The organism is Faecalicatena orotica (assembly GCF_905197545.1).
GTDB classification, from domain to species: Bacteria; Bacillota; Clostridia; order Lachnospirales; family Lachnospiraceae; genus Faecalicatena_A; species Faecalicatena_A orotica.
The window spans coordinates 236178-249107 of record NZ_CAJJZH010000008.1 but is presented as its reverse complement, the minus strand read 5'-3'; the positions used below and the strand labels follow the sequence as shown (position 1 = coordinate 249107).

The following is a 12930-nucleotide window of genomic DNA, read 5'->3' as shown; positions in this document are numbered from 1 at the left end:
ATCAACCTCTTAATCCACATGGTTTGAACAGGGTTATCCCAAGCTTATCCACATTAGCCCTGCAAAGTAATGTAAGCTTCATAAAGCCTTGAAACCATGGGCTTCCCTTAAAGTTGAGCCTGCTGTTAAGGGAGCCTTATTTCAGGCAAATGTGGATAAACAGCCTATGTTACTTTTATCATCAGACCGGATTTATCTTCTTCTTTATAATATTAACCGTATTGTTAAGAGCTTCATCTACGGTAATCTCATGTTCAATCTTCTTGACACCATGGCTGACAGAGGCATGATCCTTGCCGCCTAAGATGATACCGACTGACTTCAGAGGGGTATCGGTCATGGCACGGCATAAATACATGACAATCTGGCGGGGAAGTACAATCTCTGCATTCCTTTTCTTGCCTTTCAGCTCAGCTACGGGTACATTAAAATGTTCAGAAACAACATCAATAATTAATTCCGGGGTAACGACCCGGTTCTTATCTGGAGAAATCATATCCTTTAAGGCCTCCGCTGCGAGCGGAATATCAATCGGCTTTTTCTCCAGATTTGACAGTGCTATCAATTTATTAAGAGAGCCTTCGAGTTCTCTGATGTTGGACTTGATATTATTCGCTATATATTGAAGGACTTCGTCCGGTATATGGTAGCGTTCAAGCCCGTCCAATTCTTCTTTCTTACGAAGGATTGCCATCCTTGTCTCATAATCGGGGGAAGAAATGTCTGCAATCAGCCCCCATTCAAAACGTGTACGAAGCCTTGCCTCAAGTGTCTCGATATCTTTCGGCGGCTTATCACTGGATATGATAATCTGCTTTCCTGAAACATGCAGGTGGTTGAACGTATGGAAGAATTCTTCCTGCGTACTTTCCTTGCCTATAATAAACTGAATATCATCAATCAGGAGAACATCGTTATTCCTGTACTTTTCACGGAATGTGGTCATGGCCAGTTCATTCCCGTTCTTACCAATCTTCAAAGCATCGATCAGTTCATTCGTGAACGTCTCGCTTGTGACATAAAGAACTTTTTTTTCAGGATCATTCTCTAATATGAAGTGTGCGATGGAATGCATAAGGTGAGTCTTACCGAGTCCTACACCTCCGTATATAAACAGCGGGTTATAAATCTCACCCGGAGATTCCGCAACTGCAAGGGATGCGGCATGGGCGAAATTGTTATTGCTGCCCACGACAAAAGTATCAAATGTATACTTTCCATTGAGATTTGCATTCTCAAAGATCGCATTTGACTTCTGCTTCTTAACTACATTCTCCTTTTTCTCCTGGATAGTTACATTATCTTCTGTAACAAAGGATATATCATATTCCTTTCCTGTTACTTCAGCAATGCACACTTTAAAAGGAAGCATATATTTTTCTTCTATATGCTCCAGACTTGCTTTCAACCTCACAAGAATATAAACAGTGTCATCGGTCACTTCATATACGGTAAGTGGTGCAATCCACGTATTGTATGAAATATTTGATGAGCAATATTCTAACTTCATTTTATTTAGGATCTGCTCCCAATTTTCTTCTACAATGTTCATCGATAAGTACTCCTAATCAATATAATAGAGAGATATCTAGGCAAAATCTCTCTATTACATTTTACATCAAAACGGTATTAGAAGCAATGAGAAATGCTGTGTATAACTTTATGAACAAAATTAACGCAGATAAAATATGGGGCCGTAATAGGAAAAAAAATTTAATCTACACATTATACAGTAGTTATAAAGTAGTTATCCACATTTTATCCACAGAAATTCACACCAAAGAAGCAAATTGTGGAAAAGTGTCAGATTAGGGAAGTGGATATGTTGATTTCCGAGAACGGGGGTGCTAATGGAAAGATGCGAAAAGGCCCTGTAGTGGGAGCATATACCTGTTTTCCACCCGGGCCGTTTGCTAAGAATATGTAGTTGATAAAGTGTGGAAAATGAAGGGATATGCCCACCGCAGGGCCTTTTACACATTAAAAGCGTGAAAAATATTCTTCTGATTGTTCTCTGATAAGGGAAAAGCGGGTTTGCAGTTTTGTAAGGATTTTTTCTTTAATCAAAGAAAGCATACCAGAGCTGATATGATACCTAGTAATTAAGATAGAACTTGATACACAGAAAGATGTTGCCACAATTTAAGAAAAATGCAGGGAATGGCTTGACTTACCGGCATTTTTTGAATATAATTAAGAGCAGTGTCTTTCTGCCTATTATAATAGTAGAAAGAAATAAAATTTGAGAATCATTGTAAATACTTTATAATAAGTATCTCAACTAAAGGAGGTGTATTGGTAATGAAAATGACATTTCAGCCTAAAAACAGACAGAGATCAAAAGTTCATGGCTTTAGAGCAAGAATGAGTACTCCGGGCGGAAGAAAAGTTTTAGCTGCCAGAAGAGCAAAAGGAAGAAAACAGTTATCAGCTTAGGCCGCATCTATGTGGCCTTTTCTTCTATTTATAAAAGGAAAAGCGCGGTATAAAGAATGAAGTTTTCGGAATCTTTGAAGAAGAATAAAGATTTTCAGATCGTTTATAAAAACAGTAAATCGTATGCAAACAAGTATCTTGTTATGTATGTGAGGGAGAATGGTACGGAAAAGAACAGACTTGGGATTTCCGTGAGCAAGAAAGTTGGAAATAGTGTTGTAAGACATCATCTTACACGTTTAATCAGAGAAAGTTATCGACTTCAAGAGGCACATTTCAAAGGTGGATTAGATATAATTGTGATTGCGAGAGTGAGTGCAAAAGATAAGGGTTATCATGACATTGAGAGTGCACTCATCCACTTGGGAAGGCTTCATGAAATATATAATCAGTAAAATAATCAGTAGAAGCGCTGAGATGTACTTAAAAGCCCATGAGCAGCATGGCAGGCGCTAAAGAAAGGGAGCGACGCAGATGAAGCGTGTTTTAATAGGACTTATCCGGTTCTATCAAAAATATCTGTCCGGATTAAAGACAAGGTATCACTGCATCTATACACCGACCTGTTCACAGTACGGTATTGAAGCGATTCAGAAGTATGGTGCGATCAAAGGCGGTGCCTTAACAATCTGGAGAATTCTGCGGTGCAATCCATTTGCAAAAGGCGGATATGATCCGGTACCTTAAGGAGGATAAGAGATGTATGGAATTTTAGCTGCAGGATATGCAGACTGGCCGGTTATTCATCAGATTTCCTGGCTGCTTGGAAAAGTGATGAACGGAATTTATAATGTGATGGATGGTTTGTTCGGGATACAGAACATTGGTGTTTGTATCATCATCTTTACAATCATCGTATATACATTAATGATTCCATTGACAATTAAACAACAGAAATGGTCTAAGATGTCTTCTGTTATGAATCCTGAGATTCAGAAGATTCAGAAAAAGTATGCAGGTAAAAAAGACCAGGCGTCCATGTTAAAGCAACAAGAAGAGATGCAGACCGTATATGAAAAATATGGTACGTCGCCAACAGGTGGATGTCTGCCAATGCTGATCCAGATGCCCGTACTTTTTGCGCTGTATCCGGTAATTCAGAATATTCCGAATTATGTACAGGGTGTAAAAGATGTCTATATGCCGGTTGTAAATCAGATCATGGCTGCAGATGGTTTCCAGAAGATTATGGAGAAGATCGGAGAAGCCAAACCTGTACTTATGAGCCCAAAGGCTTATGACTATTCACAGGCAGATACACTTGTGAATGCACTGTATAAATTTCAGGATTCCACATGGAATACACTGGTGGACAAGATTCCGTCCCTGAATGATATTGTAGAAACAACAACACAGGCTGTTGGACACTTAAACAGTTTCCTTGGAATTAATATTGGTGAAGCACCATTTACAATGCTGACAGCTGCAATTAAAGATTTTTCAATTTTAGGAATTATCATGGCGGCTATCATTCCTGTAATGGCAGGTCTGACACAGTTTATCAGTGTAAAGCTACAGCCGCAGCCAGAAGTTGACCCGAGCAACCAGATGGCAAACTCAATGAAGACAATGACATACACCATGCCTCTGTTTTCAGTATTTATGGGATTTACGCTCCCGGCAGGTCTTGGTCTGTACTGGGCAATCAGTGCGGTAGTAAGATGTGTGCAGCAGCTTGCAATTAATAAATACCTCAGCAAAAAGTCAACAGACGAGATGATTCAGGAGAATCAGAAAAAAGCTGCAAAGAAACGTGAGAAAAAGGGTACGTCTGCACAGTCTATTAACAGAATGGCAACTACAAGTACCAGAAACGTTGAAGAAAAGAAAAAGACAAATATATCTGATAAGGAAAGAGAAGAGCGTCTTCAGAAAGCTGCACAATATACGAAGAATGCGAAGTCAGGAAGCCTTGCATCTAAGGCAAACCTTGTCAGCAGATTTAACAGCGGACAGAGTACATCGGACAAAACGGAAGATGATAAATAGTTAGAATCACAGAAAGGAAGGATTCAGGATGAACGGTAGTATCAGAGTATCTGCAAAAACAGTGGATGATGCAATTACAGAAGCGTTGATTCAGTTAGGTGTGACCAGTGACCGGTTAGATTATGAAGTCATTGAAAAGGGAAGTGCCGGATTCCTTGGAATAGGTGTAAAACAGGCAGTTATTGAAGCAAGAAGAAAACCTGAACCTGTCATAGAAGAGCCTGAGATTAAGCAAGAAGTAAAAGCTGAAGTTAAGACAGAAGTAAAATCAGAAATGAAGCCGGAAGCAAAACCTGAAGTTAAAAAAGCTCCGGTAAAGGAAGCTAAGAAGAAAGATTACGCAAAAAAAGAAGAGCGTTCCAGAAAAGAATTCAGGGAAGAGACGCACCGCGAAGAAGTAAAGCCGGCTGTGAAACGCGAATCTGAACTTGCAGAAGTAAAAGATGAGACGAAAAAAGCCGTTGAATCCTTTTTATGTGATACACTGAAGGCCATGGGAATGACCGTGGAACTGGTTTCAGAAATTGATGCTGACGGAGCCTTAAGTATTGAGATGAAGGGTGACAATATGGGAATCCTTATCGGAAAGCGCGGACAGACACTGGATTCTCTCCAGTACCTTGCTAACAGGGTTGCCAACAAGCATCAGGACGGATATGTACGTGTGAAGCTGGATACAGAGAATTACCGTGCAAGAAGAGAAGAGACACTTAAGAATCTTGCAAAGAATATTGCATATAAGGTAAAACGTTCAAGAAGATCAGTATCTTTAGAGCCGATGAATCCTTATGAAAGAAGAATTATCCACGCAGCACTTCAGTCTGATCCATACGTAACGACCCATAGTGAGGGAGATGAGCCTTACAGAAAAGTAGTTGTTACATTGAAGAAGTAACAAAAAGTAGTAATAGAATCGAAGCGAAAGAGGACGTTTCCGCTTCACGGATGCTTTCGTGAAGCCGAAACGTCTTTTTATTTCATAGGAAAGTACTCCTATGAAATAAAAAGCCCTCCGGGGGATGCGCACTGCGGCGTATAAGGTAGATGTCGCGATGCGATCGCCGCAGGCGCGAGTTTCGCAAGCGAAACTCTATTTTATTATCCTAAACAACAATTCAAAGCTGCCTGATCTTGGCAGCCTGGAGTGTGTTTGATAATTGGCAGGAGGCAGGTATGAAGAAGGATACAATTGCCGCAATTTCCACAGGTATGACGAATTCAGGAATTGGAATCGTGCGTATCAGCGGGGATGAGGCATTTCATGTGATAGATAGGATTTACCATGGGAAAGAAAGGCTTTCTGAGGCTGAAAGTCATACGATCCATTATGGATACATCAAAGATAAAGACGAGACAATTGATGAAGTACTGGTTATGCTGATGCGCTCACCCAGAACGTTTACAGGTGAAGATACCGTGGAAATTAACTGCCACGGGGGAAACTATGTAGTAAAAAGAGTGCTGGAGACGGTCATCAAAAATGGTGCAAGACCCGCAGAGCCGGGGGAATTTACAAAGCGTGCGTTTTTAAATGGGAAGTTAGATTTGTCACAGGCGGAGGCCGTGATAGATGTGATCACATCCCAAAGTGAGTATGCGCTTCAGAGTTCAATCAGCCAGCTGAAAGGCAGTGTCAGGAAGAAGATAGAGGATATCAGAAAACAGATTATTTATCATACTGCATTTATTGAGACTGCGCTGGACGATCCGGAACATATTGATATAGACGGTTATGGTGAGACTTTGAAGAAGGTTACAGAAGAACTGTTAGTTGAAATAAAGAAGCTGATCGATTCATCTGACAGTGGGAGAATTATGAAAGAAGGAATCCAGACAGTTATCGTGGGAAAACCAAATGCAGGAAAATCGTCCCTTTTGAATGTGCTGGCGGGAAAGGAGAGAGCGATCGTAACGGATATAGAGGGGACGACACGCGATGCTCTGGAGGAACAGATTCAGCTGAAAGGACTTACACTGAACATGATCGACACAGCGGGTATCAGAAAAACGGATGATATTATTGAAAAAATAGGTGTTGATAAAGCAAAAGAGTATGTAAAAAAATCCGATCTGATCATTTATGTTGTAGATGCATCCAGACCGCTGGATAGTAATGACAGAGATATTATGGAGCTTTTGGACGGCCGGAAGGTTATTATTTTGTTGAATAAATCAGATTTAACTACCGTAATAACGAAAGAAAAAATGCAGGAAGAGATTAATCAGACAGTTTTAAACAGCAGAGGCAATACAGAAGCTGGAATAATTCCGATGATTGACATTTCAGCGAAGGAAGAACAGGGATTGAATGAGTTGGAAGAAACCTTAAAGGAGATGTTTTTACATGGAGAGGTTTCATTTAATGATGAAGTATATATTACGAATATCAGGCAGAAAGCCGCGCTAATGGATGCATGCGGGAGCCTGGAAAAGGTTATAGAAAGTATCGACAATCAGATGCCGGAAGACTTTTTTTCGATTGATCTGATAGATGCATATGAGTCACTCGGAAGTATAACAGGAGAAACGATAGGAGAAGATTTAGTCAATGAAATATTCAGCAAATTCTGTATGGGAAAATAAAGACGGTTATGATATCGCAGTTGTAGGCGCAGGACACGCAGGCTGTGAGGCGGCGCTTGCGGCGGCAAGGCTTGGGTTTCGTACGGTTATATTTACGGTTAGTGTCGACAGTATCGCGCTGATGCCGTGTAATCCGAATATTGGAGGCAGTTCGAAAGGACATCTGGTCAGGGAACTGGACGCACTTGGCGGGGAGATGGGAAAAGTTATTGATAAGACGTTTATACAGTCAAAGATGCTGAATAAGTCCAAGGGGCCAGCTGTACATTCACTGCGTGCACAGGCCGACAAAGCCAGCTACAGCCGCACGATGCGTCAGGTTCTTCAGGATCAGGAAAATCTGGATATCCGTCAGATGGAAGTAACAGATATCCTTGCGGACAATCATAAGGTTACAGGGGTACAGACGTATTCAGGGGCTATATATCCATGCAGGGCGGTAATTCTGTGTACAGGGACTTATTTGAAGGCAAGGTGTATTTACGGTGATGTGAGCACTCAGACAGGCCCTAACGGGCTTCAGGCGGCAAATTACCTGACAGAAAGCCTAAAATCTCTGGGAATACAGATGTACCGCTTCAAAACCGGTACTCCGGCAAGAATCGATAGAAATTCTATTGATTTCAGCAAGATGGAAGAGCAGAAGGGAGATGACAGGATCGTGCCGTTCTCCTTTACGACTGACCCGGAGGATGTACAGATCGATCAGGCTTCCTGCTGGCTGACATATACGAATGAGAATACACATGATATTATAAGAAAAAATCTGGACCGTTCACCACTGTTTTCGGGGATGATTGAAGGCACGGGGCCGCGATACTGTCCGTCTATCGAAGATAAGGTAGTAAAATTTGCAGATAAGAACCGTCATCAGGTATTTATCGAGCCCGAAGGTCTTGATACAACGGAAATGTATGTGGGCGGAATGTCAAGTTCATTACCTGAGGACGTGCAGTTTTCGATGTACAGGACTGTTCCGGGTCTGGAAAATGCTAAAATTGTCAGAAATGCATATGCAATTGAATATGACTGTATCGATGCAAGGCAGCTGAAAAGTACGCTTGAGTTTAAAAATGTGGAAGGATTATTCAGCGGCGGGCAGTTCAACGGAAGTTCAGGTTACGAAGAAGCGGCCGCCCAGGGACTTGTAGCCGGAATTAACGCGGCAAGAAAGCTTCAGGGAAAAGAAGGAATTATAATTGACCGTTCAGAAGGATATATCGGCGTTTTGATTGATGATCTGGTGACAAAAGAGAGCCATGAACCGTATCGTATGATGACTTCCCGGGCAGAATACCGCCTTCTCCTCCGTCAGGACAATGCAGATATGAGGCTGACAAAGCTTGGATATGAAGTGGGACTCATCAGCGGGGAGAGATACCAGAAACTTCTGGAAAAGGAAAAATTGATCAATGATGAGATTAAACGGGCGGAGCACACCAATATAGGCACGTCTGCTGAGGTGCAGGAACTTCTTGCGTCCCATGGCAGTACACCGCTTACATCAGGGACTACACTCGGGGAACTGATCAGACGGCCAGAGCTATCTTATGAAGCATTGGCTCCAATTGACAGACAGCGGAAACAACTGCCGGACGATGTGATTGAGCAGGTCAATATCAATATCAAGTACGAAGGTTATATAAAAAGACAGCAGCGTCAGGTAGAACAATTTAAAAAATTAGAGAAAAAGATGATTCCGGAAGATATAGATTACAACAGTATCCAGAGTCTGCGTATTGAGGCAAAACAAAAACTTACGGAAATCCGTCCAGCATCCATCGGACAGGCTTCCAGAATATCAGGAGTCTCACCGGCCGATATATCCGTACTTCTCGTTTATTTGGAAAGCAGGTAGGACTTTGGTTTACTGGCAATAAAATTTGAAATGGGGGCATATATGTCAAATAAGTTTGAAAACCAGTTAAAAGAGCTGGATATAGAATTAACGGAAACACAGAAACAGCAGTTTAATAAGTACTATGAATTACTGACAGAGTGGAATAAAGTCATGAACCTGACAGGAATTACTGAGTATGATGAGGTTAATGAGAAACATTTTGTTGACAGCCTTGCAATTGTAAAAGCTGTTGATATGAATGGAGTAAGCTCGGTGATTGATATAGGGACAGGAGCAGGGTTTCCCGGGATCCCACTGAAAATTGCATTTCCCCAGCTCCATGTGGTGCTTTTGGATTCCTTAAATAAAAGGATCAAGTTTTTGGATGCAGTAATAGAAGAATTGGGGCTAGAGGATATTATAACACTGCACGGAAGGGCAGAAGACTATGCCCGAAAAGAGGAATATAGGGAAAAATTTGATTTGTGTGTATCCAGGGCAGTTGCAAATCTCGCAACACTCAGTGAGTACTGCATACCATATATACGGGTAGGGGGTATATTTATTTCATATAAATCTGGAAATATTGAGGATGAATTAAATGCTTCAAAAAAAGCAGTAAATGTGTTAGGAGGCAGTTTAGAAGATACAGTTAAATTTCAGCTTCCGGGAACAGAAATAGGCAGATCATTTGTGAAAGTAAAAAAGAATAAGAATACAGCTAAAAAGTATCCGAGAAAGGCAGGACTGCCCGGAAAGGAACCGATAGTATAATGAAAGCGACGGTATCAGCCATACCGTCGCTTTCATTATTGTACATTTATGAGGGACTATCTCATTTGAGGTGTTGGTATTATTCGTCGGCACCATCAATATCAAAAAGTACTTTAACCTGATCGATAAATTCATCTGGTGATTCCAGCTGCGGAAGGTGCTTTGTCTTATCAATTCCAATGACTTCTATAGATGGGAGATGATTCTGGTACTGGTTTGCTATCAGAGCATTCTCCGGATTAGCATTTCCTACTATAATAAAGATACTGTTATTAATATCTTTGAGACAGTGGATGACATTTGCATTTGTAAATCTTGATTTAATACTTGCATAGAGATATTTTGAATGTGTGCTGCATTTATGTGAAGCTTCAAAATATGTCATAATTGTTCTTTCTTCCAGCTTATTCTGATCGTATAAATACTGGCTTCTGAAATCCTCTTCAATTGTACGTTTGTTAATACGCATATTATAGATAAAGGTACCTAATACAGGGGTATTAATAATATGTTGTATCAGTTTGGTACGCTTAGTCGGTATCTTTGCAAGGGACACAAGATCTCCGGGATTTACAAGCATAATCTTATTGATAACTGTATTGTCATTTGCACATGCCATTAATACAAAGGTACCGGATTCTCCGGTGGCTATGACATCTGTCTTTTCTCCAATTACATGGTGAATAAAATCGGTGATCATCTGAACATACAAGTAATTAGTATAAGTAAGATTAGGCTTCTGTGAACGTCCGCATCCCAGCAGATCTATGGTATAGACTGTATTTGTTCTGGAAAGTCCGGCAACAATCTTATTCCATTCATATGCTGAACTGCTGACATCTAAATCATGTATCAGTAAGATTGGAGAACCTTTCCCCTGCTTAGTATAATATATACTGCCGAATCTCCAGTCATAGTACTTTTCATCTTTATTATATAATAGATTATCTATCGTAGAAATGTAGTAAACCAATCTATTAACAACATGCATAATACCTACGGTGGTACCTGCTAAAACAGTACATGTTGTGAGTTTCTTTTTCCAAGTCAAAGAATCACCTCTTTCAAAATTTATATTTATTAAACGAATGGGCTTAACAAGATATATTTATTATTATACTACAACGGCGGCTCCAAATAAAGAAAAACTTTAAGTGGAGAGAAAGAATTAAGAATTTAGAAAAATAAAAAAATTAAGACAGTAAAAAAATCTAAATGTTTCACGTGAAACATTAAAAAATAAGTGATTATAAATAAAGTATGCTTAGTATAGATAATGGTAGCAGGAGAGTATCAATTACTTTTAGTGTCCCTTGCTATAAATTATATAACACGATTTAATAATAAACCATATGCAAAATTTAAATACAGTAGTTTCACTAAAATAAAGTCTAAATGTTTCACGTGAAACATTTATTTACATAACCAAAAAGTCAAAGCTGAATCTGTTTTTTTGACCGTTCCCTTTCAGTGTAAAACTTCCTAATAAATTTACAAATGTTTATATAAAATTCTATGTTTCACGTGAAACATTAGGTAGATATACGCTTTAAAAGGTGATATAATAATGAGGTGTTCAATGAAAGGAGTATTAAAATGGGAAGAATTATAGCAATAGCAAACCAAAAGGGCGGTGTAGGGAAGACTACTACAGCTATTAATTTATCAGCCTCACTGGCCAGCTGCGGTAAGAAGGTTCTGGCTCTGGACATGGATCCTCAGGGAAATATGACCAGTGGACTTAGTGTGAATAAAAATGAGGTTGAAAATAGTGTATATGACCTGATTATAGGAAATGCCGGCATTGAAGAATGCATTTGCAAAGACGTTTTTGAAAATTTGGACGTTCTCCCATCTAATATTGATTTATCAGCAGCAGAGATCGAATTGATCGGCGTTGATAATAAAGAATACATCATAAAAAATGAGATAAATAAGGTAAAGGACAACTATGATTTTGTTATTATTGATTGTCCTCCTGCATTGAGCATGCTTACTATAAATGCGATGACAACAGCTGATTCGGTTCTTGTTCCGATTCAATGTGAATATTACGCATTGGAAGGTTTGAGTCAGCTCATCCATACGATTGAACTGGTTCAGGAAAGACTGAATCCCACACTAGAGATAGAGGGTGTTGTCTTTACAATGTATGATGCCAGGACAAATTTATCACTGCAAGTTGTAGAAAATGTTAAGGACAACCTGGAACAGAATATATATAAGACAATTATACCGAGAAATATTCGTTTAGCAGAGGCTCCAAGTTATGGTATGCCTATTAATTTATATGATCCTAAATCTGCAGGGGCAGAGAGTTATATGTTGTTAGCAGACGAAGTAATACATAAAGGAGAAGAATAATATGGCAGTAAAAAGAAATGGTCTCGGAAAAGGTCTGGATAGTCTGATTCCTGATAGAAGTGATAAAGCGGCTAAGAAGCCGGGTAATACTTTAAACAAGGCGGATGCAGAGAAAAATAGCAATGAAAAAGTAAGTGAATCCGGTGAAATACTGGTGAAGATTAATCAGGTTGAGCCAAACAGGGACCAGCCGCGTAAAGAATTTGATGAAGATGCATTGCTTGAACTGGCTGATTCTATCAAGCAATTTGGCATACTTCAGCCGCTTTTAGTCCAGAAAAAAAAGGATTATTATGAAATTATCGCCGGTGAGAGACGGTGGAGAGCGGCAAAGCTGGCTGGAATAAAAGAAGTGCCTGTAGTGATTAAAACATATACAGATCAGGAAATCGTAGAGATATCCCTGATTGAAAACATACAGAGAGAAAACCTTAACCCGATAGAAGAAGCCATGGCATATAAGCGGCTGCTGGAAGAATTCAGCCTAAAGCAGGATGAAGTTGCAGAAAGAGTATCTAAAAGCAGAACTGCAGTTACAAACTCTATGCGACTTTTAAAACTTAGTGCAAGAGTACAGCAGATGATCGTAGATGACATGATTACAACCGGACATGCCCGTGCACTCCTTGCAATTGATGAGGAAGAACAGCAGTATGCAATAGCAAATAAAATATTTGATGAAAAGCTTAGCGTAAGAGAGACTGAAAAGCTTGTAAAGGCATTGAAAAATCCTAAAAAGGTACAAAAGCCGGAAAAACCAGAGCATACATTTATCTATGATAATCTGGAAGAGAAAATGAAAAGCATAATCGGTACAAAGGTAAATGTCAGTCCGAAGACGAACGGAAAAGGGAAAATAGAGATTGAATATTACTCAGAAGATGAACTCGAACGTATATTCGATCTGATTATGTCTATCAAAGATAATTAGTAAATTCAAATCG

The 12930-nt window shown here is 39.7% G+C and carries 12 protein-coding genes; 10 read left to right on the top strand and 2 right to left on the bottom strand.

Annotation, left to right across the window (positions count from 1 at the left end; translation table 11 throughout):
• Nucleotides 1–181 precede the first annotated feature (181 nt).
• On the bottom strand, nucleotides 182–1552 hold the full coding sequence (dnaA, locus tag ABIN22_RS17535; RefSeq protein ID WP_109733265.1) for a chromosomal replication initiator protein DnaA: 1371 nt from the start codon (nucleotides 1550–1552) through the stop codon (nucleotides 182–184).
• 749 nt (nucleotides 1553–2301) lie between these two features.
• On the opposite strand from dnaA, the gene rpmH reads away from it, so the two are divergent.
• The 8 genes from rpmH (at nucleotide 2302) to rsmG (ending at nucleotide 9622) form a co-directional block, all read left to right on the top strand.
• The gene (gene rpmH, locus ABIN22_RS17530; protein WP_109733266.1) at nucleotides 2302–2436 is read left to right on the top strand and encodes a 50S ribosomal protein L34; all 135 of its coding nucleotides are present in this window, start codon (nucleotides 2302–2304) and stop codon (nucleotides 2434–2436) included.
• 56 nt (nucleotides 2437–2492) lie between these two features.
• The gene (gene rnpA, locus ABIN22_RS17525; RefSeq protein ID WP_346910231.1) at nucleotides 2493–2831 is read left to right on the top strand and encodes a ribonuclease P protein component; all 339 of its coding nucleotides are present in this window, start codon (nucleotides 2493–2495) and stop codon (nucleotides 2829–2831) included.
• A 79-nt stretch (nucleotides 2832–2910) separates the two neighbouring features.
• The gene (gene yidD, locus ABIN22_RS17520; RefSeq protein ID WP_109733268.1) at nucleotides 2911–3123 is read left to right on the top strand and encodes a membrane protein insertion efficiency factor YidD; all 213 of its coding nucleotides are present in this window, start codon (nucleotides 2911–2913) and stop codon (nucleotides 3121–3123) included.
• Between the two features lie 12 nt (nucleotides 3124–3135).
• A complete protein-coding gene (locus ABIN22_RS17515; RefSeq protein ID WP_118621900.1) occupies nucleotides 3136–4425 on the top strand; it encodes a YidC/Oxa1 family membrane protein insertase in 1290 nt (429 codons plus the stop codon).
• 28 nt (nucleotides 4426–4453) lie between these two features.
• Complete coding sequence (jag, locus tag ABIN22_RS17510) at nucleotides 4454–5320, top strand: RNA-binding cell elongation regulator Jag/EloR (protein WP_118621899.1); 867 nt, start codon at nucleotides 4454–4456, stop codon at nucleotides 5318–5320.
• A gap of 278 nt (nucleotides 5321–5598) precedes the next feature.
• Nucleotides 5599–7008, top strand: a complete 1410-nt coding sequence (mnmE, locus tag ABIN22_RS17505) for a tRNA uridine-5-carboxymethylaminomethyl(34) synthesis GTPase MnmE (protein WP_346910228.1) — start codon at nucleotides 5599–5601, stop codon at nucleotides 7006–7008.
• Entirely contained in the window at nucleotides 6974–8866 is a 1893-nt protein-coding gene (mnmG, locus tag ABIN22_RS17500) for a tRNA uridine-5-carboxymethylaminomethyl(34) synthesis enzyme MnmG (RefSeq protein ID WP_346910226.1), read from the top strand. The genes mnmE and mnmG overlap by 35 nt, the downstream gene beginning before the upstream one ends.
• A gap of 42 nt (nucleotides 8867–8908) precedes the next feature.
• Complete coding sequence (gene rsmG / locus ABIN22_RS17495; protein ID WP_109733356.1) at nucleotides 8909–9622, top strand: 16S rRNA (guanine(527)-N(7))-methyltransferase RsmG; 714 nt, start codon at nucleotides 8909–8911, stop codon at nucleotides 9620–9622.
• A 79-nt stretch (nucleotides 9623–9701) separates the two neighbouring features.
• Here rsmG and ABIN22_RS17490 read toward each other — a convergent pair whose 3' ends face one another.
• Nucleotides 9702–10673, bottom strand: coding sequence for an alpha/beta fold hydrolase (locus ABIN22_RS17490; protein WP_118621896.1), 972 nt, complete (start codon nucleotides 10671–10673; stop codon nucleotides 9702–9704).
• 545 nt (nucleotides 10674–11218) lie between these two features.
• Between ABIN22_RS17490 and ABIN22_RS17485 the strand changes: the two genes are divergently transcribed.
• The gene (locus tag ABIN22_RS17485; RefSeq protein ID WP_109733274.1) at nucleotides 11219–11986 is read left to right on the top strand and encodes a ParA family protein; all 768 of its coding nucleotides are present in this window, start codon (nucleotides 11219–11221) and stop codon (nucleotides 11984–11986) included.
• 1 nt (nucleotide 11987) lies between these two features.
• Complete coding sequence (locus ABIN22_RS17480; RefSeq protein WP_109733275.1) at nucleotides 11988–12917, top strand: ParB/RepB/Spo0J family partition protein; 930 nt, start codon at nucleotides 11988–11990, stop codon at nucleotides 12915–12917.
• Nucleotides 12918–12930: the final 13 nt, after the last annotated feature.

Bases quoted from the DNA above. Each gene is read 5' to 3' on its own strand.
- mnmG (WP_346910226.1), top strand. From the start codon at position 6,974: ATGAAATATTCAGCAAATTCTGTATGGGAAAATAAAGACGGTTATGAT.
- ABIN22_RS17515 (WP_118621900.1), top strand. From the start codon at position 3,136: ATGTATGGAATTTTAGCTGCAGGATATGCAGACTGGCCGGTTATTCAT.
- ABIN22_RS17485 (WP_109733274.1), top strand. From the start codon at position 11,219: ATGGGAAGAATTATAGCAATAGCAAACCAAAAGGGCGGTGTAGGGAAG.
- mnmE (WP_346910228.1), top strand. From the start codon at position 5,599: ATGAAGAAGGATACAATTGCCGCAATTTCCACAGGTATGACGAATTCA.
- jag (WP_118621899.1), top strand. From the start codon at position 4,454: ATGAACGGTAGTATCAGAGTATCTGCAAAAACAGTGGATGATGCAATT.
- rnpA (WP_346910231.1), top strand. From the start codon at position 2,493: ATGAAGTTTTCGGAATCTTTGAAGAAGAATAAAGATTTTCAGATCGTT.
- rpmH (WP_109733266.1), top strand. From the start codon at position 2,302: ATGAAAATGACATTTCAGCCTAAAAACAGACAGAGATCAAAAGTTCAT.
- ABIN22_RS17480 (WP_109733275.1), top strand. From the start codon at position 11,988: ATGGCAGTAAAAAGAAATGGTCTCGGAAAAGGTCTGGATAGTCTGATT.
- yidD (WP_109733268.1), top strand. From the start codon at position 2,911: ATGAAGCGTGTTTTAATAGGACTTATCCGGTTCTATCAAAAATATCTG.
- dnaA (WP_109733265.1), bottom strand. From the start codon at position 1,552: ATGAACATTGTAGAAGAAAATTGGGAGCAGATCCTAAATAAAATGAAG.
- rsmG (WP_109733356.1), top strand. From the start codon at position 8,909: ATGTCAAATAAGTTTGAAAACCAGTTAAAAGAGCTGGATATAGAATTA.